Raw genomic sequence first — 22541 nt, forward strand, 5'->3', positions numbered from 1 at the left:
AATATGAGTAAGACTTCCTCACCAAAGACCACCCCTTCCCCTCGTGCTTGGCAACGCATGTTAAGCGGGCGCAGACTGGATCTTCTTGATCCCTCTCCTCTCGACATTGAAATCGACGACATTGCGCTTGGTCTGTCCCGCGAAGTTCGCTGGAATGGACAAAGTATTGGCGAGTGGGGTTACACAATTGCCGAACATTCTCTATTGGTCGAAGAGATCGTTGGTCTTCTCAAACCCGACGTAAAAACAGAAATACGATTAGCAGCACTTTTACACGATGCGCCCGAATATGTGATCGGCGATCTCATCACGCCTTTCAAATACGCCATTGGTCCGGGCTATAAAGACCTTGAGAACCGTTTGATGGCAGCAATCCACCTTCGTTTTGGCCTTCCAGCCAATCTCTCTGATAGCGTCAACAAACTTATAAAACGTGCCGACCGTATGGCTGCTTATTTGGAGGCCACCCAACTGGCTGGTTTTAATGACAAGGAAGCCAGCAAAATCTTTGGCAAGCCCCGCGCCATGCCAAACATCCGGATCACGGGTGTCTCCCCGCAAAAAGCCCGCGAAGATTTTCTAAAACGCTTTCAGGAACTATCCTGAACCTTACTGAACGATCCGAAGAGACTGCTCTATCCGCACAAGCTTATCCGGGTTGCGCATTATATAAACATTACACAGCTGGTTTGTGTCGTCATAATCGAAAGTAACCGCTGCTGTGACCTTCCCCTGTTGCAGAAGGACAAGCCCTAACTGACCATTTAATCGCGTTACAATCTGTTCATACTCACGCCAAACAGGGCCAAGTGTTTGCAGGGTAAAATCCAAGACACCCGCCTTTCCCTGAAGAATATCCTGGACAGCAATAACTTTACCACCACTATCGGCAACCAACTGGATATCTTCCGAAAGCAACGTCCCGAGTTCATCAGGAGAACCGCTCAAAAGGGCTGCCTGAAAAACCTTCAGCAGCTCTTCTTGCCTATCAGGGGGTGTCTCTTGCCGCACCTTGGAAGCTTCGACGTTTTTCTTGGCCCGCGACACCAATTTGCGACAAGTGGTTTCCGAGGCTTCCAGCACCCCGGATAAATCAGCGTAGGAATAGTCAAAAATTTCTCGCAAAAGATAGGCCGCGCGCTCCTTTGGTGTCAGGCGTTCCAACAACAACAAAAAGGCTGTCGTCACGGATGAAGCCAGCTCCGTCTGATCCTCCGGGCTTTCCTTAAAATCATCCCCCACGGGTTCGGGAAGCCAGTTTCCCACATAGGCCACTCTTGATTTGTGGCTGGCCTTTAACAAATCGAGAGATCGGCGTGTGCAAACCGTCATCAGCCAGGATTTGGGGTTGAGGATCTTATCCTTGTCTGCCTGCGACCACTTCAAAAAAGTGTCCTGCACCGCGTCTTCAGCCTCAGCAAAAGATCCTAAAATCCGATAAGCCAGCCCGGTCAGTGTCGGGCTGGCTTTTTCAAAGGATGAGATGTGATCTTGTTCCATCATATCAGTACCTAAAAGTATCAGTGCTTCGAAATTTGAAATCTATTCCAAAGATTGATCATACAGATAACCATTGTAAGGGCCGATATTTCCTTGTCAGAAAAATATTCCTTCAGCTCGGCACGCAGCGGACCATAATCCGCTTTAAGATCCAGCTCGGTCAAGGCTTCCGTCCAGGCAAGGGCTGCTTTTTCGCTATCACTAAAATCCTGGATATGCCGCCAAACAATCAAACGCTCAAGACGTTCGCTAGTTTCCCCGGCAGCGCGGGCTTCCGCGCTGTGCATCTTAATACAAAACCCGCACTGGTTTATTTGAGAAGCTCTTATCTCCACAAGATGCCTGATCTTGTGGTCAAGACTATGATGTGCAATTGCCTGATGAACCCCTCCGAGCTGCTCCAGAATATCCCCAACTTCCTGCTCATAACGAACCGCGTTTGTTACAGCCATTTTCTAACTCCATGATTTGAAACTATGACACTGTCGTCATGAAGTAAGACGATTGGAGAGTTATCGTTGTGACAGGTAATCAGAAATTATTTTTGGGATTCAATAAAACGCCAAAGAAGACAGAAGCCGAGTAATTAATTTTTCCAAGGCCACTGCAGCTTTTGAAAAACCCGCCCGACTGCAATTACTGTTATTATTATTGCCATCGAATAGATCAGTACCATGGGCGCATTATACCGCGGTATACTAACCGATACGAAAGCATGGAACCCAACCATAAAGAAAAAGGGATATGCTAAGAATAATATTGGTGCAGCCCCAATCATCCGTTTAATCTGGAAGAAGGCTGGTATCAGAGTAACCACCCCAATCAAACCAAAATACTTAGCAACCCACATCCCCCTAAAGGAAAGAGAAACAGTCACTAAAACGTGCTTCAAAAAATCTGGTAAAATATACTGATCTAAAATGAACCTGACACGTTCCGGATCTGTCTGCGCAGAGTCATAAACAGCAGAACGAATGGTCGAATTTCCATATCTGTAATACCCATCAGCACTACCGAAATCCAGTTTACTATATAGAGCACTATCAAAGATATTTTTACTGATCGAATCTCCAAAGTCTGGCAACCAATAAACAAAACTAACGCCGTACTCGGACCAACTCATCAAATTATAGGCAACGCGTTCTGACAGAATATAAGCCCCATACCCCGCACTCACACCAAACACACCATGGTAATAGTAATTTCTGAGCATCCACGGAATTACTAAACACAAAAAAGGTAGCAGAAAGGCGACTAGCTTAATAAGAATATCAAAAGGTTTATTCCTATGAGCTATTCCCCAATAAATTGGAATTAGAAATATTAATGAGTAAAGAAGATACAGATAAGAAGGCCGCGTCAATACTGACAAAGATAATGTCAGCCCCATTAAAAAAAAAGCAACAAAGCCGTCCTTTACCTTTAAAGCATAAGCCAGACAGGCCGCAAAACTCATGAACCCAACAAACGCGAAAGATTCAGTAATGAGCCAGGTTGTATATTCTGATAACCGGCCAGCAAAAAGAATAAGAATCATAACCGCAATCGAAAACCCGTATCGATTAGTAATAAAATAACTGGCTAAGAAAGAAAAATACACGACTAAAGCAATGATTAATGTCTGGATGGCGTAAACAGAAGCCAATCCAGATACATCACAGCCACCAGTTCGAGCAACATAACAATTCAATGCCCGCTCTACTGAAGAGTCTAACTGCATCATTAAATTGAGAAACCCTGGGTAAAGGGGAGCGAATACTATTCCTGTTTCAGGAGCATCAACAGCAGGGATAAAAGAAAAATTGAGGGCTCGTTCGGCATAAGCTAAAGCGTCAAAAACTGGTTCCTGGTACCCGATCAGAAAAGACTGAATACTAATAACAATCAGACAAACTAATAGAGGAAGAGTAAATGATTTTTTTTCTGTAATACTCGAAATCACTGGAATAACAATCCTACCTAACTAACATTTTTCTTGTGTATCAAGTATCGATTTCCGCTTTATCATTCTTTGAAGAGGTACTTTGGGCTCATTTGTAATGTCAAAATTTAGAGCTGAAAGCAATAGTTGCAAGCCGACGATCATGGGTAGAGCCGCAAGCATAACTTGGCCAGAAGTCGCCTGCAGCCCTTCAAAGGAAGAAAGATACCAATGCCAAGCACCAAAAACCGTCCCAAAACAAAGGAGTATGGGCCCTAAGATAAGCTCAATAGATGCTAAACTGAAATCACGAATTAAATAACTATATAACAATCTCTTAAGTGCATTCCTAGCATGGCCACATAAAAATGGAAGAATTATTTTATGTATTTTTAAGTTTGAAACTTCATCCCCATACCTAGCATCCATAGGAATATCTTTAACCACAGCCCGTGCAATATTTAATCTAAAAAGCATGTCGCTTTCAAAGAAATAACTCGACGCAATCTTAGTTGTATCTAACAATTGAAACACAGAAAGGTGAATAGCGACGTACCCATTTGTTGGATCCATTATACGCCAATATCCTGAAGAGAACTTATTCAAAAAGCCAAGAATAGCATTTCCAACCACCCTGATTTTCGGCATCGACACCAAACTCCGGCTATCCCAAAATCGATTTCCCTTAGTATAATCAGCTTCCCCTTCAAGTATGGGGTCAACAAATAGAGAAATTAAACTTGGATCCATTTGCCCATCACCATCAATCTTTACAGCAATCTCATGACCAGCTGTTTGAGCAGCCTTAAAACCAGTAAGCATAGCACCGCCTACCCCTTGGTTTTGATCATGCCAATACACAGATACTCGTTCATCTCTAGAAATACTCTTAATGTAGTCTCCTGACTTTTCCGGACAGGCATCATCGACACAAATGACAGCATCAACATAATCGGGAATTGCTTCTAGAACCCGCTGTATATGGGCTTTAACTTGGTAACAAGGAATTACAACAGCGATTGATCTTTTCGGTTTGGTATCGACCATTGAAACGTTTCTATATCTCTTTTAAAGAAATTACTGCAATGCCAGCCATAACAAGTATCGTCCCAACTACATTCTGCCATCCCAAATTCTCTTTAAACAATATAGATGCTGCTACAGGAACAATAACAAATGCAATTGCAGTAAAAGGGTAGGCAAAGTTAAGAGGAACAGTTCGTAGTATCCATACCCAAATTAATGTCGCGAAACCATATAAAATCACAGCAACGATGAGCCAAGGGTTCAAAAACCCCAAAACTCCCTCATTCCAATTAATCTCCAAAGATGCTTTTTTAAATAAAAGCTGTCCGATAGACATTATTAAAGTAAAGAGAATCAATATCAGTATTTTCATACAATAATCTTTTCAATAACGATACTTATGAAACTAAGATCCCCTAACGGGAAGACGGCTATTTATTGAGTTGAAATCTATATACACTATTATATTTAATAACAATGCCATCCAAACCACTTCCATCTAAAATATCTTTACCCCTTGAAGTCTATCGCGACCTTATGAAATTCCTTCACTATTCTCAAATTTTGCTTTCGATTAAGCGTTAATAAAAACTCTGTGGTTTCAAGTTCTGCATCCTCAACTTCCATCACGTGTATTCGACCATCACTAGGCAATTCGTGTGAAGACACGATCCCCAGGCCAAGACCTGCCGCAACAACTTCCAACAGAGTTTCACGACTGGCGACTTCCATCACAGGGATTATTTCAATGTCTGCGACTTTACAGGCTTTCTCAAAAACTTGACGAGTAATGGACTGCGGTTCGCGCCATATCATCTTCTCGCTGATTAACTCGGCCAGTTTAAGCTTAGACTTCCCGGCCACGGCCCAAGGATGTTCTCGTTGACAGAAAACCACCACGCGATGGGTGTGGAAAGGAATGGCTTCGACCAGCGAATTTTCCTCCCATCCGGTTTGCAAAGCCAGATCAACCTTTTCTGTGAGTAAGTCTGCCGTGACCTTTTGAGAGTTTCCAATATTTAGTCCAACATGCACTTTTGGAAACTTCTTCTGAAAAGCCGCGAGAACTGGAACAATAAAGTAAGGACTTCCCGCCGCAATACGAAGCGTACCCCGCGTTAGGTTTTTAGTTGCGGTTAGGAGTTCGGACGCTTCAATCTCCATCGCAAAAATCCGGGTACTGATTTCAGCAAGATCAACCCCAACATCTGTTAACTCTACCCCACGGCTTCCCCGTCGAAAAAGGCTGACTTCGTACCTCTCCTCCAACGCCCGAATATGGGTTGTTACTGCTGGCTGACTTATAGAAAGACGTTCAGCAGCCCGCGTGAAGCTGCTTTCACGGGCGACAGCATCAAAAGCACGAAGTTGAGTAAGGTTCATTTATTTTGTCATAATATATAGTTATGGGAGAAATCAAAATTAACAATTAGAACTATATCATTTTAATGCCCATAATCCAAAATACTACATTTGTGAATTCACCTGTGCATTCAATGGAGCCGTTTATGAGCATCACTAACGACAAGATCAAACATGTGACACCTCAGGGTGCAGAAGGCGATGTTAATCACTCTCCCAGACGCAAAGACTGGCATAATCGCAATATAGATGATGAAGCCCAACGCCTGCTAAAAAGAGACCAAAAGGTTTTCCTCCACCAATCAGTCTCGACCCCCTGTCTTTCTGTGATCAAAAAGGCTGAAGGTATCTGGATAGAGGATACACGTGGCCACAAATTTATGGATTTTCACGGCAACAATGTGCATCACATCGGCTACGGACACCCACGTCTGAAAGATGCTATCAAAAAACAGCTCGACGATCTGCCATTCGCCCCTCGGCGTTTCACCTGTGATCCCGCCGTAGAGCTTGCGGAAAAACTAACCGAACTAGCACCCGGAGATCTCAGCAAAGTTCTTTTTGCCACCGGTGGATCAGACGCCATTGAGATCGCTCTCGCCTATGCTCGAGCAAAAACAGGCCGCTTCAAAACCATATCCTTTTGGGATTCCTTCCATGGCGCGGGCTTTGGTGCCCGTTCCATCGGCGGCGAAGAAATGTTCCGCTCTGGGCCAATTGGCCCACTTTTGCCGGGAACTGAACATGTGCCACCCTTTGGGGATTATCGTAATGCCTGGGGTGTTCGTGAAGGTTCCGCGGAACTCTGCGCCAATACCATTCGTTATGTCCTTGAAAAAGAAGGCGATGTAGCCGCGGTTATTGCCGAGCCCACCCGCGCGGTACCTTATATCGCGCCCCCCGGCTTTTGGAAAAAAGTCCGTGAAGCCTGCAGCGATTTTGGTGCCCTGCTGATCTTTGACGAAATCCCTACAGGCCTTGGCAAAACGGGGAAGATGTTCTCATGCGAATATGATGGGGTGGTGCCCGATATCCTCGTAGTCGGCAAAAGCCTCGGCGGAGGCATCTTGCCAATTGCTGCAACCATCTGCCGTCCGGATCTCGATATCGCTGATCGTTATGCCTATGGTCACTACACTCATGAAAAGAACCCAGTCACCACACGCGCCGCCCTAACAACCCTTCAAATCATTGAAGACGAAGGCCTCGTCGATAACGCCGCCAAAGTTGGAACCTATGCTCTGGAGCGCCTTCAGGAGATGATGACCCGCCACCCCTTAATTGGGGACGTACGCGGTCGCGGATGTCTGTTCGGCGCAGAACTCGTAACGGATAGAGATACTCGTACGCCTGCAAATGACGCCGCTGACATGGTGCTTTATCGTGCTTTAGACAAAGGCCTAAGTTTTAAAACTACTATGGGCAACGTCCTTACCTTCACCCCGGCACTAGTGACCTCTCAAAAAGATATGGAGTACGCGATGAATATCATTGATATCTGTCTTAGCGAGGTGGAAAGTGAACTTGGGTACAAGTAATGTCATTATCTTCGACCTCACATATTGATTTAAGTATTGTGAGATTGGGAATGAATATCTAATCTTTAAGAATGACTGATATCCACTTCCGCCACGCTAAAGAAGCCGATCTCCCTGCCATCATTATCATGCTTGCTGATGATGATCTTGGAACCAAGCGCGAGGACAGTTCCTTGCCCGTGAATACCAAGTACATTGCTGCTTTTGAAGCGATCGACCGCGATCCTAATCAATACCTAGCGGTGGTTGAACAAGCTGGGGAGATCATTGGCTGTCTGCAACTGACCTTTATCCCCGGACTTTCACGTCTTGGAATGTGGCGTGGACAGGTCGAGAGTGTACGTATTGCATCATCTCACCGAGGAACAGGACTTGGTAGCCAGATGTTCAAATGGGCCTTAGGTCAGTGCCGGGAACGTGGTTGTAAACTTGTCCAGCTTGCGACAGATAAATCTAGACCCGAAGCTTTAAAATTTTACGAAAAACTCGGTTTTAAAGCCAGTCATGAAGGTATGAAACTCAGCCTTTGAAGTTCAGAAAAAATATCCTAATGAAGGGTATTATGCTCAGACACCGGCTTCATATCATGAGAAGTAGTTCTTGAAGCTGGAAAAGTAACAGTTATTTCAGTTCCCTTCCCCAGCTGACTATTAATATCAAGAACTCCGTTATGAAGATCGGTAAGGGACTGTACAAGGGATAGCCCTAATCCTGAACCTTCTCTCGTTCTGGTCAAACTGCCCTCAACCTGAACAAAAGGATTCATTACCCGAGCAAGGTCTTTTTCGGATATCCCCAATCCCGTATCTGTAACTTTTAAGACGATTTCATTCTTTTCGTTCATCAACGTAGATGCTCTCACAACCCCGGGCCGCGGCGTAAACTTAATAGCGTTACTCACAAGATTAAGAATAATTTGTTTCACTCGTCTTTCGTCCCCAATCATAACTGGAAGCTCTTTGAATGGAACAATCTCGAAATCTACCCGTGCCTCTTCTGCACGCGTTTTCAACATGCCGCAAGCATCGTCCAACGTCTTATTTAAATTGAAATGATCTTCATCAATATTAACTTTGTGTAGCTCTAAGCGTGATACATCAAGAATATCATTGATGAGGCTTAAAAGGTATGCGCCAGATTTATTGATATCATCTACATATTGAAGTTGTTTCTCATCAATTTTGCCCTTCAACTGCATTAGTAAGAGATCAGAAAATCCAATCACAGCATTCAAAGGTGTTCTTAATTCATGGCTCATATTCGCTAGAAATTCGACTTTACTACGGTTAGCATATTCAGCTCGTTCTTTAGCAGATCTCAGATCTTTTTCAGCATTAATACGATCCGTTATATCAGTAGAGAAACCGCAAACTCCAACTGTATCACCATGAGCTGATTTCAATGGAAATTTAATACTTAAATATGTATGCATCCCATCAGGTAAAACAGCGCTTTCCTCATAGGTCAACGCTTTATCTTTACTGAGAACTTCCATATCATTTCTGACCAGTTCTTCCATATAATCAGGAGGTAAATGAGCCATGCTCTTACGGCCAATAACGTCAGATTTTTTGATTTGAAAAAGGTCTTCATAACTTTTATTTACAAGTAAGTATCGCCCCTCTAGATCCTTATAATAAACAACAGCAGATGTGTTATCTAAAATAGCTTTGGCTCGAGCTTCACTTTCTTCAAGATTCAAAACAACCTGGTGAAGCACCCTACCAATTTGGTTAAACTCTATAATCCGGGAGGGTGCATACTCTTTTTGCACGTTTCCTTGTGAGATATCATCCGCATATTCTTTTAAATTAAAGATTGCTATTTTAGCTATCCGCCGAACCAACCATACAGAAATAATTGATATAACAAGCGTTATTCCCAATATACTTAGAACAATATCTTTATAATTTTTCCCCAAATTTTTAACCGTTTCCTGAGGGTAGAATATTTTCAAATCTAAAGATTGATTATCTGAGCTTTCAATATTCAGAGGCAATGATAAAACAAACGTATCTGCAGATGAGGTATCTATAGCATCAATCGTGATTTCGGTATTATTCACCAAGGAGACAATCGCACCATCGAACACCAGAGTAAGTGCAGAAGCTTGAATATTTTCATCTATTTTACTGAGTATTGCCGTCGTATCATTAAGAATAATTCCAGCGTAAAGGTAACCTAAAACCTTTCCCGATAGAGGATGAAGAATTTCTTTTTTGTGTAAAATTGCATGAAGTACTTGCCTCTCTGTAGAGGTCACAAACAATTCATTAGTAAACCGTATTTTGTTTTTTGCCAGTGCTTGTTGTAAAAGGCCATTGGTTTCAAAAAGTGTCGCGCTAACATCAATAGTTTCTTGCTCCCGCCCAATTTGAACAAACAAGACATCCAAATCCCCATCTCGTTGAGAATAATACGCTTCATTCAAAACCTCTTTGACAAGATTATAATCGGCGGCCTGAAGCCCTCTCGTGACTTTCTCATTCACAGCAATAAGGTCCAACACACTTTTCGACACTTGAAAGTGAGCATCAAATATTAGGCTTGCAATGGTTTTACTCTTCTCCCCTAAACTCACCATATCAGCTTGAACAGCATCACGTGCGCCCCAGTAACCAGCAACAACAACTGTTCCTGTCACAAACACCATAAGAAACAAGAATGCTGCAACAATTACCGTTGATAATCTGAACATACGTTTTTGTGAGGGAGAATTAGTCAGAATATCGAAAGGCATCGCTCCTCCATAATAAGAGCCGTTCAGAGGTTGTCTCTTGATCAACCGTTCTAAAATCACCAGAAAACACCACTGGAACGTGTGCTTCTTTTCCTTCTAAAACTGATTTTATAGCTTCGGCCATGGCAACACCATTATCATCATTCATCCGCATAACCGTAAAATCCATCAGCCCTTTTTCGATTGCGGAAAGCTCTTCACTTCCCCCACCCCAACCGTTTACTTTTACCTGCCTGAGGCGCCCTGTTTCTTTCAAAGCGTCAATTGCACCAATCGCAATATCTGTTGAACAAGCATAAATAAAATCAAGATCTGGATGCTCTCTTAGAAGTTCCAGTGTTGCGCGGTAAGCTTTCTCTCTATCAAAATCAACATAATAAGACCCAAGCAATTTTGAGTTCAGATGTTGTGACATTTCATGATAAAAAACATCTCCCCTGAGGCTACTTACATACCCCTGCGTACCGTAAAGGATGGCATAATTTGCTCCTGCAGGGTACTCACTCTTGTAACGCTCAGCAAGTATCCTTGCGCCTATTCCATGGTCAAACCCAACGTACAGCAAAGGCTGTTTTTTTTCGAAAGCTTTGATAGGTGAAGTAATATTTTGCAAAATTACCTGGGTTTCATCTGTTGAAATAATTCTATCTATCATTCCTTTGTGGCGTGTAGCATCAAGAGTAAATATTAAAAAATCAGGCGGGTTACCCCTACTTTGGCCAAGTAACTTTCCCTGTAACTCGATATCCGATCCTGCTTTTGTAAAATGAGAGGATAATTCATAGTCAATATTTAACTCTCGCATCCGCCCCTCAAAAGAAGCAACAGATCGTCTCCAGTAATCAGAAACCTGAAGGCCTGGATATACAATTAAAACTTTCGTGGAGTCTTGTTGATGCTTGCTAAACGCAAGAGCTGTAGAGCGAACTCGACTAACAAACCTGTCTGAAATTTTCACCTGTTCTGGATGCATTTCAAGATAATCTTCAAGTAACCAATATCCTTGATTATCTTGAGCATGACTTTTTGTATAAAAGGGGACAGTAAATAAGAAAAAAATAACACAAAGAAACCGTCTGAAGAAAAGATACACATTCATGAAATTTTCCTATTTGGTTTAATAGCCATACAACTCACGAAGCCATTAGACCATATAATATCAATAATGTTACCCCCAGAATAATACCTACCTCTTTCCCATCTAAATAATTACACAAAAATCAGATACTTCCTTTTTTCTCAATCACGAGTACTCTAGCTTCACCTAACGGGTGGGCGACATGCTCGTCGCCATTCCCAGCGTGGAAAATATCTCCCGGCTTCATAATCTGGTGTTGTTCAACTCCCCTGCTCCGGTAGAACATTTTCACCTTGCCATTGAGCACAACAAAGACTTCATCACCGTCGTTTTGATGCCATTTGTAAGGCTGATCGGTCCAATGAAGTCGTACTGTTGCACCTTCGATTTCAGCAACATCTAAAGCATCCCAGGCTTTATTACCTGTATAATTACTCGGCTCCACAAATTTCATAATGTATTCCATCACAAGATAATTAATTAGATCGTGTAGAGGTTAGAAACTTGTTTAGCTCAAATATATAGACATGATGTAGTGTAGAGACTGTTATTTTGACTAGTAGAACAACAAGAAAATAAGGCGCTCCAATTGGACGACAAAGATCAAAAACTTCTCATGTTGTTGCGCGAAAACGCCCGGGCTTCAATTAAGGAGCTTGCGTCAGGTATCAATCTTTCACGTACTGCTCTCATCGAACGGCTCAGACGTTTGGAAAGGGGCGGTGAAATTACGGGTTATACCTTAAAGCCATCCCAAAATGAAAAAACTCTACGACTCTTTCTCATGATCAAGACGCACCAACCCTCCTGTGAGCTTATCGCCCCAAGACTGAAAGAGATCCCCGAGATCACTGCCTGTCATTCGCTTGGCGGTGCCATTGATATGATGGTAGAGATCTCAACGGATACAATAGAGAGCGCAAACGAGATCAGAGAAACATTGTCTGCCTATCCAGAAGTAAGTGAAGTGACGACCTCTACCCTTTTGAAAACCCATATCAAGCGGCCTCAGTAAAGTTATGGGTAAAGCTCTGGATAAAGTTAGGGGTAAATAAAAAAAGCCGTCCCTCGGAATTCCAAGAGACGGCTCTTTATGTGTTGTTCTACCCCGGAAATCTATCCGCGAATAGCCTGTTCGAGATCTTCTTTGAGATCTTCTGCGTCTTCGAGGCCAACAGACAACCTTAAGAAGCTCTGAGTAATGCCAACCGCTAGTCTTTCTTCTTCGCTCAAGCGTTGATGCGTCGTCGAGGAAGGATGCGTAATCAAAGTCTTCGCATCTCCAAGGTTATTGGAAATATCAGCAACACGGAGCCGATTAAGCACGTTAAATGCAGCTTCTTTGCCACCTTCGAGTTCCAAACCGATCAAAGTACTGCCTTTACCAGACATCTGCGCCATAGCGAGCTCATGCTGCGGGTGTGATTTTAGACCAGGATAGATAACTTTTTTCAAACCAGGCAAGGTTTCAAGATGCATTGCCAATGCCAAAGCATTATCACTCATCCGATCAACACGGAGACTTAAGGTCTCCAATCCCTTGAGCATTGTCCAAGCATTGAACGGGCTCATTGACGGGCCTGTGTGACGGTAAAAATCCTTCAGGTGGTCGGTATCAAACTCTTTAGAACAAAGAATTGCCCCTCCCATGCATCGTCCTTGACCATCAATATGCTTGGTCGTCGAATAGACAACGATATCAGCACCGTATTCCATAGGTTTTTGCAACATTGGCGTGGCAAACACGTTATCAACAATGACCAATGCACCAGCGGCATGGGCCATATCACAAACAGCTTTGAGATCAATGATATCCAAGGCAGGGTTAGAAGGCGTTTCGACAAGAACAGCTTTAGCCCCTTTAGCAAGAGCAGCTTCCCAAGCCTTAAGATCAGTGCCATCGACAACTTCAGTCTCGACACCATAACGCGGCAGCAGTTCGTTGAGGATATAAAGACAAGACCCAAAAAGAGCCTTGGCACCGACAACACGGTCCCCTGCTTTTACCTGAGATAACAGCGCTGCATTAACAGCCGCCATACCGCTTGCCGTCCCACGACAAACTTCTGCGCCTTCAAGCAAGCGCATGCGTTCTTCAAACATGGAGAGAGTCGGGTTAGCATAACGGGAATAGACGTACCGTTCGCGCTCACCATTAAAGGCCTGCTCGGCTTCTTCAGCGGAGCTATAGACATAACCAGAGTTTAAAAACAGCGCTTCACTGGTTTCATCAAAGCCGCTGCGCATGAGCCCGCCGCGCACCAGTTGTGTCTGGGGACGAAGCTTTTGCGTTGAAGCGTTTGAAGTGCTGTTTGTCATCTCTCTTTTCCATTTAGTCGTCATTGCCAAACCATATTCTTTAGGCTGGCGGTTAAATTAACTTTGTTTCCAGGGAATACCTGCTGCCTTCCAACCCGCGAGATTGCCGCGATGTCCTTTGTCGTCTGGTGGTCCCTCAAATCCCTGTTCAATATTAAAACAGTTTGTGAAACCTGCCACAGTTAGGGCAACCGCCGCAGAAACCGACCTTACACCGGACCGGCAGAGGATCAAAATTGGTTGATCTTGCGTCATACCTGAAAGTTTGACCGCTTCGACAAAGTCAGAATTGATCTGCATCTGTGGATAAACTTGCCAAGGTAAACAATGAGTTTCTTTTCCAATTCCGGAAAGATCAGGAACGCCAACGAACTGAAATTCTGGAATGGTTCGAACATCAAGCAAAGCTGCTTTTGGGTTCTCTTGCAGAGTTGCCCAAGCCTCACTCGCAGATACATCACCAGCGTATTTCTGTTCCATTATGGTCTCCATTTTCACTATGGCGCCTATTAATATTGAGAATTAGGGATTTTAAAACCTTTTTCATCAAATACTTTAGACAAATACTTTTGAACTAGGATTCAACCATGTCTGATTTAGAAGAACTACGCCAACGAGTTGAAGCAGCAGAAGAGAACTTTGGACTCATTGCTGACCAACAAAAAGGGTACAGCCAACGACTAATTGCCCTTCTCAATGTGACCGAACAAAAAGATCAAGCCATCGGCAAACTTGAAAACGAGAACGAGCAATTACGATCAATGCTCTTTTCTTTATTACAGGCAATAGAGAAAGGTGACACTTCAAACACCTTGCAAGACATGGATGTCAGAATATCGGCAATGACCAGTCAAACAGTTGATATTGCCAACGAATCTCCAGCACAAAACCTTACCTTATCCGCGCCTGACGATGAACCTACACAAGAGGTTGAAGCTCTCGAGGACAATTCTGAAGACGACAGTTTTAAAGAAAAGAACGAGGAAGAACTTCTTTCTGATCAAGCCGGACAACAGAATACTGATAGCGATAGTTCTGAGGATGAAGGTGAGATGGAAGACGAAGAGGTTGGTGAATTACCTCTCCCTGTAGAGAGCTCACCAGAAGCTGAAGAAGCCTTGCCCGATGACACTGTTCTCGAATCTACGGGGCTTGAGAACGAAGAGCTCTCCGAATCTGAAATACCGGACGACTCTGAAGATGATTTAATTGCCGAAATTGCAGAAAGTTTGGAATTAGCACTTCCTGATGAAGAACCAGAGAGCGAGGATGAAACATCGCCAGATGAAAGTATCATTGAGGATTTTGTTATTTCCGATTCTGAATCTGCTCCTGAAACAGAACAGAGTACTGAAGAAGACATTCTTGAAGGATTAGAAGATCCGCTTGAAGATGCTCTTCTGGCAGATGGTGCTAAAAACACCGATAAAAAAGAAACCCAAAAAGAAATTACTGAACCTGAGGATATCAAAGCCGACGATCCGGGAGTAGATGATACAGAGACTGAGGGTAACAGTATTCAAGACACCGATATCGATGCTTTTCTTGATGAAAACGCCAATGAAGATGAAACAGCCCCAGCAAGTCCTGAAATAGAAGACATCATGGAAAGGATTTCAAAGCAGGCGCTCTCCCAGAACGATTAATATGATTTAGTCCCGACGACCTAAACATAATATTGTACAAGTATCACAATTCTTAAAGTGAAGCAGACGTTGTTATCCTCTCAATTCTGCTTCACTATTCTTTATAATCCTGAGGCAACCCGACAAGAGTTTGAGCCAAGTGGTCCCTTTTTTTTGAAGTTAATTACCCTGTGATCTCACATTTTTTCAAAATATATCTATTGCCAATATCCCTATTGTCAGCGGCAATTTACTTGGCTCTCATCCACCAAAGCTATCCTGCACCTGTAGCACTATTGTTGAGCGTGACTCCAATGGTACTTCCTACGTTTGGCGCCGTACTTTGCCTATGGTTTAGAAAATCCAATCCCGTTTTCTGCTTCCTGATTTCGATGGCTCTGTTCTATTTTGGCGATGATGCTTCTCTCACACAGATTGCAGCTGGGTATATGCTCATCCCAATTTTTTGGATGATTTTCACTATTAGTGAGGAGCGCGGCATATTAAATCCTACGGGATTTTCCAAGGGCCTTTCGCTTCTTTCTTGCGGGTTGATTATCGCCACTCTTGGTTATCCAGCCAATGATCTAGGCATCTTTGCAAATCTTTGGATAGATTTACACTATGCCATTCAATGGCGCCCCAGTTGGGGAGGATGGATGCCCCTCCCCGCGCCAGCTCTAGGTTCTTTTGCCCTTGCGACACTGGTTCTCACTGTCAAAGTTATCCGTAAACATCGCCCAATGGACCTAGGATACCTCGGGGGATTAGTTGCCCTCTTTGGTGCCGCTTTGAAACACGGGGAACCTTCGGCTTCACTGATATTTATATCTCTCGCCTCTTTATTACTCGTCCTCGGCCTTTTCCAAGAATCTCATCGGATGGCGTTTCTTGATGAGTTGACGAGTATACCCGGTCGCCGCGCCTTACTTGCCGATATGAAGAAACTCGGACGACATTATAGTCTTGCCATGGTTGATATCGATTTTTTCAAAAAATTCAACGATACTCATGGTCACGATGTTGGCGATCAAGTACTTCGCATGGTTTCTTCAAGGTTAAGCCAAACCGGTGGTGGCAGTAGAGCCTATCGTTATGGGGGAGAAGAATTCACGCTTCTCTTTCCTGGAAAGAGCATAGATGAAGCTCTGGATTATTTAGAGGATGTTCGCGAAAGAATTCAAGACACTATATTTGTAATACGCGGTACAGACCGCCCGCAGAAAAAGCCTTCGAATTCGAAGAAAAAAATCACTCGTAAAAGGCCCGAAGGCAAACAAACAAAGGTTACGATTTCAATTGGGCTATCAGAGCGTACAGATAAACAAGAAGAACCAAGTGACGTAATGAAAAAAGCTGACCGCGCTCTATACAAAGCCAAAGATAAAGGTCGAAATTGTGTCATTACAAAATAAACATCGACCTTACTCTATTAGTTAACAACCAACCTATCGAGTTCCTCAGTCCTATTTTTCCAAACATTTGAAAATAAAAAGAGGATGCAGAAACTCTGCATCCCCTTAAAATATCGTTCTTTCCAAAGAATATCACTTCAGAAAAGAATTATTCGTGCCCACTCAACAGTATAGTATCGTTATCATCGATCGGCACCCCGGGCATATTCTTAGAAGTCCGAATCACCTGAATTGTCTGAACAGTAGAAACATGTGGTGCTGCCGTTAGCTTCTCAGTTAACTCGTTCTCATGACCAGTATTCCGCGCAACAAGCTTTAAAACAAAGTCATTTGACCCGCGTGTCATGCTGCATTCGCGCACTTCGGGCCACTCGTTCATATAACTTTCAAATTCTGTTAAAACTTGTTCGGACTGTCCGGCAAGGCCAACCAAAGCATAAAAAGTCACTTCATATCCCAAGGCTTCTGCCTCGAGTTCTGCGTGATAGCCCTTAATAAATCCAGCTTCTTCCAGTGCTCGGACCCGTCGCAAGCAAGGTGGTGCTGAAATGCCCGCCCGTCGAGCTAACTCGACATTGGTGACACGTCCATCTTCTTGGAGGTCTTGAAGAATACGAAGATCAATACGATCTAACTTTACCCGGCGCATGCAAACGTCCTGTATAGTGATTTACGGCAATTCCCTAAGTTTACATGACTTCACATTATAAACTTTTAAGCGAATCTAGGTGATTTGGGTAACAATATTACTCGTGAAGCCCATAAATTCAAGATACTAATACCTAATAAGTGACAGGATTTTTTTACCTGACACCCCTTTTCCTTGCCACGCCTTCATTCTCACGCAATATTCCTGATGCAATGCCAAAACTAAAAAATAAATCACAGAAAAAACTTATATGTTGGGCCGTTAGCGATGGTCGTGCTGGTATCGAAGTGCAATGCACCGGACTGGCAGAAGCCATGGGCCTTACCCCAGAAATTTATCATGTAAAGATGAAGCGCCCCTGGCACTGGCTCCCCCCCTCGCTCATCCCCGTACACCAATCCATCTACGATCAGTTCCCCTCAAAAGGCGAGTGGCCCGATCTGGTCATCGGTTGTGGGAGACAAGCTGCGATATTCAACACTTTGGTCAGAAAACAAAGTCATGGAAAAAGTTTTTGTATCCAAGTACAGGATCCCAAAATTTCACCTAACCATTTCGACTTGGTAATAACCCCTGAACACGATTTACTCAGAGGAAGCAACGTTCTGACCACGACTGGTGGTTTCAACAGAGTAACCAGTCAACGCCTGAGAGACGAATCTACCATACTAAGCCCACGAATTGCAAAACTCCCTCGCCCACTTATCGCAGTATTGGTTGGTGGAAAAAGCAAGGCCTACGATCTTACAACCTCCGTAATTCAACACCTTGGCACTCAGCTTCAAAAACTTCACAGCACTACCGGATGTGGTTTTTTAATTACAACCTCTCGCAGAACCGGTGAAACAAATGAGATTCTTTTGAAACAATACCTAGCCGATCTTCCCGCGTTTATTTGGGATGGAACTGGTCACAATCCATATTTTGGATTTTTGGGGAGCGCTGAAGCGATCATTGTTACCAGTGATTCAGTTAACATGGTGACCGAAGCCGCAAGTACCGGAAAGCCTGTTTTCACTGTTAATCTTGAAGGTGGAAATAAAAAATTTGATCGCTTTCATAAACAACTTGAGCAAAAAGGTATTACCCGGCCCTTTTCTGGCCGCATGGAAAGTTGGAGCTATTCTCCTTTAAAAGAAACGGAGCGTATGGCGAACGAAGTCTTACGCAGGATGCAATCTCAGGGACGATTGTAAGTCACACAAAACAAGATTTATCAAACCACTGGTGCACTCCATGAGACCTAACCTGTGCATTATAAATATTACACACTCACCCTCCTTTTCCGGCTATTCTGTCTACAATTAAAGTGCCTTTTTTATAAAATTTCCTCCTTCGCAAAGCCCCGCGAAAATTTCCATATGTTGTAAAGTAACAAAAGATCGTGATCACACCCTTGAAGAGACAGGGAAGGCACTCTATTTTTCAGCCCACACAGATGGATTCCATCGCGGCAAGATCGCGAGAAAAAATGAAAGATTTGAAAGTATGTCCGAAACCCACCGTGCAAAGGTACTGATCATTGGTTCTGGCCCCGCTGGTTACACCGCAGCCATATATGCAGCCCGTGCCAATTTGGAGCCAATCCTTGTACAGGGGCTACAGCCCGGCGGGCAGCTTACAATCACGACCGAAGTAGAAAACTACCCCGGTTTTGCGGATGTAATCCAAGGGCCCTGGTTGATGGAGCAAATGCAAAAGCAAGCAGAGCACGTCGGCACAAAAATGCATTTTGATATCATCAACGAAGTCAACTTTGATGAACGCCCCTTTGTCTGCACAGGCGACAGCGGCAATAGTTATGTCGCAGACGCCGTTATTATTGCAACAGGCGCTCAGGCGCGCTGGCTCGGCCTTCCTGGTGAAGAGACTTACAATGGCAAAGGCGTTTCAGCTTGTGCTACCTGTGATGGTTTTTTCTATCGCGGCAAAGAAGTCGCCGTTATCGGTGGTGGGAACACTGCCGTTGAAGAAGCTCTTTATCTTGCCAATATTTGTTCAAAAGTGACACTCGTTCACCGTCGTGACGAACTTAGATGTGAAAAAATCCTCGAAGACCGCCTGCTTAAAAATGAAAAAATTGATATCCAGTGGAACAAAGTCGTCGACGATGTTCTTGGTACAGACACTGACGGGGTCACCGGAATAAAGCTTAAAGATACTCTAGATGGTTCTTTCTCTGAGCTAGATGTCAACGGTATGTTTGTTGCCATCGGTCACGATCCCGCAACGAAGATATTCAAGGGCAAAGTGGATATGGATGATGAAAATTATCTCCTCGCAACCCCAGGTACAGCAACAACAAATATTCCCGGTGTTTTTGCTGCAGGTGATTGTGTTGATAAAATTTATCGCCAGGCTGTAACCGCAGCAGGACTAGGCTGCATGGCTGCTTTGGAAGCTGAACGGTATATCACCGAACTCAACGACTAGCCAAAATAGAGAGAGTTTTGAGCAGAGTCCTAATTTGGGCTCTGCTTTATTTTTGCCAATTTAAAGCCAATAGGTACAATTTGTTAACAAGCTGTAATTACAGTAAGATAACTATAATAAACGAATCGCTGTGTCGACTTCAACACACAGTTTTAAGGGAGAAAAGCCTTGCCAGAGGGCACAAAGCGCCGGGGTGGACTGGGAGCAACCATTATGGATTGGGACAAACTGCGTATTTTTCACGCTGTTGCAGAGGCGGGAAGCTTTACCCATGCAGGTGAACAACTGAATCTAAGCCAATCCGCCGTTAGCAGGCAAATATCGGCATTAGAAGACAGCCTAAAGGTTTCTCTTTTTCACAGACATGCACGCGGGCTTATTCTCACAGAACAAGGTGAGTTACTTTACCGCACCGCACACGAAGTCTTTGGCAAGCTTGCCATGACCGAAGCGCAACTAACCGAAAGTAAGGACCGTCCGAAGGGGCCTCTGAAAATCACCACTACCGTCGCTTTTGGGTCGACTTGGCTTTCGCCACGGCTTCTTGAGTTCATAGAACTCTACCCAGATGTTGAAGTACAGCTCATCCTCTCGGATAGAGAACTAGACTTATCCATGCGCGAAGCTGATGTCGCAGTCAGGTTACACCCACCACGACAGGCTGATCTTATTCAGCGCCATCTGCTCACTGCCCAAATGCATATCTATGCCTCAGCTGGTTACATCAAAAAACACGGCATGCCGAGAACCGTCGACGAAATATCCGATCACAGACTCGTCGTTTATGGTGATGATTCGAAACCGCCACTTCCTGATATTAACTGGCTCTTGCGGGTCGGCATCGATGGTGGGGCACCAAGGCGCCCTTCTATGAGTATTAATAATGTCTATGCAATTATGAAGGCTGTTCGATCCGGTGCTGGGCTTGGCGCTCTTCCAGATTTCATGACACAGGAATCTAGTGACCTCGTCCAAGTACTACCTGAGCTAGAAGGACCTCAATTCGACGCCTACTTTACCTATGCAGAAGAAATGCGATCTTCAAAGCGGATCTCTATCTTCCGAGACTTCCTTTTACGTAAGGTTGCCGAATCAAAATTCTGACTACTCCAAGGTAAAATTACACAATAATTACAAGATGTTGCGAGGTATGCATGAAACGCATAACGGCACTGTAATAATGTAAATCGACATCGTAAAAAAAATTGCTACATTCATGTCATCAGATGTTGCTATGCAATATCTACTTAGGCTGATTGTTGAGCTTGCTCCAGTTGGTCTGTTTCCAGGCTTCGGCCTGAGGGTTTTCGGATCCTACGTCTCCCAGACGTGAAACCTCCCTGTTTGACTTGCCTCCAAGCCTTGTGCTTGGAGGTTTTTTTTTGTTTAATTATGTCCTCAACAAGAATCGGAAATCAAAAAGAGCGCCGGAATTAAATGTCCGACGCCCCCCTTAAACAGCTTAAAGATAAACCCAAGGATTACCCTTGTCTGTAAAAACTATGTCTGTAAAAACTATCTATTCCGCGGCTTGAGGCAATGGAGATCCTCCAAAGATAGCCTCATTACCTGGTCTTGGGTTCCTTGGCACATTAAAAGCAAGGATCAGTGATATCACCGCCATACCCGCACCAGCAGCAAACACCATCCACATTGCATCGTCCGAGAAAGCATGCCCAAAGAGTACTGGTATAAAAACCGCCGGGATATGATTGATCGAAAAACTGACACCAGATGTAGAAGCAATATCTTTAGGATCAGCAATTTTCTGAAGATAACTTTTTTGAGCAATTGCAAAAGAGAAGAACAGATGATCAAGCACATAGAGCACTGCACCAATCCAGGCTTCTGCCACCAGTGCATATCCTGAGAATACGATAATCAGTCCAATATATTCACAGATCAGCGCACGGCGTTCGCCCCAGGTAGCAATGAATTTACCAATTTTGGGAGCTAACCAAAAATTGATGACCTGATTGACAAGATAGAGCATGGTAATTTCGGCCACAGAAAAATCGAATTTCACAACCATCATAAAACTGGCGAAAGCCACAAAAATCTGGCGTCGGGCACCGCCCATAAAAGTCAGCGCATAAAACAACCAATAGCGTTTGCGCAACAGCATTTGCTTATGTTGTACTTCTTTTGGCTGATAGGATGGGAAAGCAAGCACAACAAACAGTACCATTATGATGGTCATGGTCCCGCCGGCCAAATAAACCCACTTATAATCGAGACCAAAGAACGTGAAGATCACCCAGATCATTCCATAGGCGACAATCGACGCAATGGAACGAGCAGAGAGTTGTCGTCCCATGGAAAGTGGTGCCCGTGATTTATCAACCCATTGCAAGGTCAAAGACATCTGTACGGTTTCATAGTAATGGAAGCCAAACGACATAATTACTGTGGTAACGTATAGCCCGAAAGCACTGGGGAAAAACCCCGTGATCGCAACGCCAACTCCCAGCAAAATCAAAGCCATCAAGCCAAAGCTGCGTTCCTTTATAAAGAGCAGGAACAAAAGTGCGGTAACCACCAACAAGCCGGGGATTTCACGCACAGACTGCAAGATACCGATCTCCGCCAGACCAAAGTTAGCTCTTTCCACGACAAAATTGTTCAAAAGGCTCATCCAGGTGGCAAAGGCCAAGGGCATCGCCGCTGAAAGGATGATCAGACAGCCTTCTGGCGTGCGCCAAACTTCAGGCTTGAGATAGTGCGTGAGTGATTTCATAACAGCAAATATTTCCATCGTGGTTTTCTATTGTCGCTAATATAAGGATGACAGTTACGACTGTCTTGCGCTATCGTGCCATATGATATCGACAAACGGACAAACATGACGATTGAGTAGATGCCATGAGAATTGAGCCTGAACCCGGCGGCCCCTTGATCTCAAAGCCAAACGATATGCCGGATCACCTGGTGCGCC

At 44.0% G+C, this 22541-nt stretch carries 22 protein-coding genes; 9 read left to right on the forward strand and 13 right to left on the reverse strand.

Going from position 1 to position 22541, the window contains the following annotated elements; translation table 11 throughout:
• Positions 1–3 precede the first annotated feature (3 nt).
• Positions 4–606: a YfbR-like 5'-deoxynucleotidase gene (locus tag ACFSKO_RS01280; RefSeq protein ID WP_380247569.1), complete on the forward strand. Its 603-nt coding sequence runs from the start codon at positions 4–6 to the stop codon at positions 604–606.
• Between the two features lie 3 nt (positions 607–609).
• Here the strand turns inward: ACFSKO_RS01280 and sigJ are convergent, their stop codons facing one another.
• From sigJ to ACFSKO_RS01310, 6 genes are all read right to left on the reverse strand, one after another.
• The gene (gene sigJ / locus ACFSKO_RS01285; protein WP_380247571.1) at positions 610–1503 is read right to left on the reverse strand and encodes an RNA polymerase sigma factor SigJ; all 894 of its coding nucleotides are present in this window, start codon (positions 1501–1503) and stop codon (positions 610–612) included.
• A 17-nt stretch (positions 1504–1520) separates the two neighbouring features.
• Positions 1521–1952 (reverse strand): carboxymuconolactone decarboxylase family protein, encoded by a 432-nt coding sequence (locus ACFSKO_RS01290; protein ID WP_380247573.1) that lies wholly within the window; start codon positions 1950–1952, stop codon positions 1521–1523.
• Between the two features lie 134 nt (positions 1953–2086).
• Positions 2087–3442, reverse strand: coding sequence for a hypothetical protein (locus ACFSKO_RS01295; protein ID WP_380247576.1), 1356 nt, complete (start codon positions 3440–3442; stop codon positions 2087–2089).
• A gap of 21 nt (positions 3443–3463) precedes the next feature.
• The gene (locus ACFSKO_RS01300; protein WP_380247578.1) at positions 3464–4468 is read right to left on the reverse strand and encodes a glycosyltransferase family 2 protein; all 1005 of its coding nucleotides are present in this window, start codon (positions 4466–4468) and stop codon (positions 3464–3466) included.
• A gap of 10 nt (positions 4469–4478) precedes the next feature.
• A complete protein-coding gene (locus ACFSKO_RS01305) occupies positions 4479–4820 on the reverse strand; it encodes an EamA family transporter (protein WP_380247580.1) in 342 nt (113 codons plus the stop codon).
• 137 nt (positions 4821–4957) lie between these two features.
• Complete coding sequence (locus ACFSKO_RS01310) at positions 4958–5830, reverse strand: LysR substrate-binding domain-containing protein (protein ID WP_380247582.1); 873 nt, start codon at positions 5828–5830, stop codon at positions 4958–4960.
• 125 nt (positions 5831–5955) lie between these two features.
• Between ACFSKO_RS01310 and pbfA the strand changes: the two genes are divergently transcribed.
• Positions 5956–7347, forward strand: a complete 1392-nt coding sequence (gene pbfA / locus ACFSKO_RS01315; RefSeq protein WP_380247584.1) for a (R)-1-hydroxy-2-aminoethylphosphonate ammonia-lyase — start codon at positions 5956–5958, stop codon at positions 7345–7347.
• A 71-nt stretch (positions 7348–7418) separates the two neighbouring features.
• On the forward strand, positions 7419–7877 hold the full coding sequence (locus ACFSKO_RS01320) for a GNAT family N-acetyltransferase (RefSeq protein ID WP_380247586.1): 459 nt from the start codon (positions 7419–7421) through the stop codon (positions 7875–7877).
• Between the two features lie 17 nt (positions 7878–7894).
• Here the strand turns inward: ACFSKO_RS01320 and ACFSKO_RS01325 are convergent, their stop codons facing one another.
• The 3 genes from ACFSKO_RS01325 to ACFSKO_RS01335 form a co-directional block, all read right to left on the reverse strand.
• Positions 7895–10087 (reverse strand): ATP-binding protein, encoded by a 2193-nt coding sequence (locus ACFSKO_RS01325; protein ID WP_380247588.1) that lies wholly within the window; start codon positions 10085–10087, stop codon positions 7895–7897.
• The gene (locus ACFSKO_RS01330; protein ID WP_380247591.1) at positions 10065–11186 is read right to left on the reverse strand and encodes a substrate-binding domain-containing protein; all 1122 of its coding nucleotides are present in this window, start codon (positions 11184–11186) and stop codon (positions 10065–10067) included. Before ACFSKO_RS01330 ends, ACFSKO_RS01325 begins: the two co-directional genes overlap by 23 nt.
• A gap of 121 nt (positions 11187–11307) precedes the next feature.
• Positions 11308–11619, reverse strand: coding sequence for a cupin domain-containing protein (locus ACFSKO_RS01335; protein WP_380247593.1), 312 nt, complete (start codon positions 11617–11619; stop codon positions 11308–11310).
• Between the two features lie 135 nt (positions 11620–11754).
• Between ACFSKO_RS01335 and ACFSKO_RS01340 the strand changes: the two genes are divergently transcribed.
• A complete protein-coding gene (locus ACFSKO_RS01340) occupies positions 11755–12180 on the forward strand; it encodes an Lrp/AsnC family transcriptional regulator (protein WP_380247595.1) in 426 nt (141 codons plus the stop codon).
• Between the two features lie 101 nt (positions 12181–12281).
• On the opposite strand, the gene metZ is transcribed toward ACFSKO_RS01340, so the two are convergent.
• Together metZ and ACFSKO_RS01350 are read right to left on the reverse strand one after the other, a co-directional pair.
• Entirely contained in the window at positions 12282–13484 is a 1203-nt protein-coding gene (gene metZ, locus ACFSKO_RS01345) for an O-succinylhomoserine sulfhydrylase (protein WP_380247597.1), read from the reverse strand.
• A 57-nt stretch (positions 13485–13541) separates the two neighbouring features.
• The gene (locus ACFSKO_RS01350; protein ID WP_380247599.1) at positions 13542–13964 is read right to left on the reverse strand and encodes a rhodanese-like domain-containing protein; all 423 of its coding nucleotides are present in this window, start codon (positions 13962–13964) and stop codon (positions 13542–13544) included.
• A gap of 107 nt (positions 13965–14071) precedes the next feature.
• Between ACFSKO_RS01350 and ACFSKO_RS01355 the strand changes: the two genes are divergently transcribed.
• Positions 14072–15130 carry a hypothetical protein gene (locus ACFSKO_RS01355; RefSeq protein WP_380247601.1) on the forward strand — a complete coding sequence of 353 codons (1059 nt, stop codon included), beginning with the start codon at positions 14072–14074 and terminating at the stop codon, positions 15128–15130.
• Between the two features lie 293 nt (positions 15131–15423).
• The gene (locus ACFSKO_RS01360) at positions 15424–16524 is read left to right on the forward strand and encodes a GGDEF domain-containing protein (RefSeq protein ID WP_380247603.1); all 1101 of its coding nucleotides are present in this window, start codon (positions 15424–15426) and stop codon (positions 16522–16524) included.
• 148 nt (positions 16525–16672) lie between these two features.
• Here the strand turns inward: ACFSKO_RS01360 and ACFSKO_RS01365 are convergent, their stop codons facing one another.
• A complete protein-coding gene (locus ACFSKO_RS01365) occupies positions 16673–17173 on the reverse strand; it encodes an Lrp/AsnC family transcriptional regulator (protein WP_380247606.1) in 501 nt (166 codons plus the stop codon).
• Between the two features lie 140 nt (positions 17174–17313).
• Between ACFSKO_RS01365 and ACFSKO_RS01370 the strand changes: the two genes are divergently transcribed.
• The 3 genes from ACFSKO_RS01370 (at position 17314) to ACFSKO_RS01380 (ending at position 20710) form a co-directional block, all read left to right on the forward strand.
• A complete protein-coding gene (locus tag ACFSKO_RS01370; RefSeq protein ID WP_380247608.1) occupies positions 17314–18369 on the forward strand; it encodes a mitochondrial fission ELM1 family protein in 1056 nt (351 codons plus the stop codon).
• A gap of 292 nt (positions 18370–18661) precedes the next feature.
• On the forward strand, positions 18662–19606 hold the full coding sequence (gene trxB, locus ACFSKO_RS01375; RefSeq protein WP_380247610.1) for a thioredoxin-disulfide reductase: 945 nt from the start codon (positions 18662–18664) through the stop codon (positions 19604–19606).
• A 213-nt stretch (positions 19607–19819) separates the two neighbouring features.
• A complete protein-coding gene (locus ACFSKO_RS01380) occupies positions 19820–20710 on the forward strand; it encodes a LysR family transcriptional regulator (protein WP_380249412.1) in 891 nt (296 codons plus the stop codon).
• A gap of 415 nt (positions 20711–21125) precedes the next feature.
• Here ACFSKO_RS01380 and ACFSKO_RS01385 read toward each other — a convergent pair whose 3' ends face one another.
• Positions 21126–22343, reverse strand: a complete 1218-nt coding sequence (locus tag ACFSKO_RS01385) for an MFS transporter (RefSeq protein WP_380247612.1) — start codon at positions 22341–22343, stop codon at positions 21126–21128.
• Positions 22344–22541: the final 198 nt, after the last annotated feature.

Origin of the sequence: Kiloniella antarctica, from assembly GCF_042682825.1 — a bacterium.
GTDB classification, from domain to species: Bacteria; Pseudomonadota; Alphaproteobacteria; order Kiloniellales; family Kiloniellaceae; genus Kiloniella; species Kiloniella antarctica.

Coding starts and splice junctions, on each gene's coding strand:
- ACFSKO_RS01305 (WP_380247580.1), bottom strand. CDS start 4,820: ATGAAAATACTGATATTGATTCTCTTTACTTTAATAATGTCTATCGGA.
- ACFSKO_RS01385 (WP_380247612.1), bottom strand. CDS start 22,343: ATGAAATCACTCACGCACTATCTCAAGCCTGAAGTTTGGCGCACGCCA.
- ACFSKO_RS01350 (WP_380247599.1), bottom strand. CDS start 13,964: ATGGAACAGAAATACGCTGGTGATGTATCTGCGAGTGAGGCTTGGGCA.
- ACFSKO_RS01325 (WP_380247588.1), bottom strand. CDS start 10,087: ATGCCTTTCGATATTCTGACTAATTCTCCCTCACAAAAACGTATGTTC.
- pbfA (WP_380247584.1), top strand. CDS start 5,956: ATGAGCATCACTAACGACAAGATCAAACATGTGACACCTCAGGGTGCA.
- ACFSKO_RS01300 (WP_380247578.1), bottom strand. CDS start 4,468: ATGGTCGATACCAAACCGAAAAGATCAATCGCTGTTGTAATTCCTTGT.
- metZ (WP_380247597.1), bottom strand. CDS start 13,484: ATGACAAACAGCACTTCAAACGCTTCAACGCAAAAGCTTCGTCCCCAG.
- ACFSKO_RS01290 (WP_380247573.1), bottom strand. CDS start 1,952: ATGGCTGTAACAAACGCGGTTCGTTATGAGCAGGAAGTTGGGGATATT.
- ACFSKO_RS01280 (WP_380247569.1), top strand. CDS start 4: ATGAGTAAGACTTCCTCACCAAAGACCACCCCTTCCCCTCGTGCTTGG.
- ACFSKO_RS01320 (WP_380247586.1), top strand. CDS start 7,419: ATGACTGATATCCACTTCCGCCACGCTAAAGAAGCCGATCTCCCTGCC.
- ACFSKO_RS01335 (WP_380247593.1), bottom strand. CDS start 11,619: ATGAAATTTGTGGAGCCGAGTAATTATACAGGTAATAAAGCCTGGGAT.
- ACFSKO_RS01355 (WP_380247601.1), top strand. CDS start 14,072: ATGTCTGATTTAGAAGAACTACGCCAACGAGTTGAAGCAGCAGAAGAG.
- sigJ (WP_380247571.1), bottom strand. CDS start 1,503: ATGATGGAACAAGATCACATCTCATCCTTTGAAAAAGCCAGCCCGACA.
- trxB (WP_380247610.1), top strand. CDS start 18,662: ATGTCCGAAACCCACCGTGCAAAGGTACTGATCATTGGTTCTGGCCCC.
- ACFSKO_RS01310 (WP_380247582.1), bottom strand. CDS start 5,830: ATGAACCTTACTCAACTTCGTGCTTTTGATGCTGTCGCCCGTGAAAGC.
- ACFSKO_RS01365 (WP_380247606.1), bottom strand. CDS start 17,173: ATGCGCCGGGTAAAGTTAGATCGTATTGATCTTCGTATTCTTCAAGAC.
- ACFSKO_RS01380 (WP_380249412.1), top strand. CDS start 19,820: ATGGATTGGGACAAACTGCGTATTTTTCACGCTGTTGCAGAGGCGGGA.
- ACFSKO_RS01360 (WP_380247603.1), top strand. CDS start 15,424: ATGGTACTTCCTACGTTTGGCGCCGTACTTTGCCTATGGTTTAGAAAA.
- ACFSKO_RS01330 (WP_380247591.1), bottom strand. CDS start 11,186: ATGAATGTGTATCTTTTCTTCAGACGGTTTCTTTGTGTTATTTTTTTC.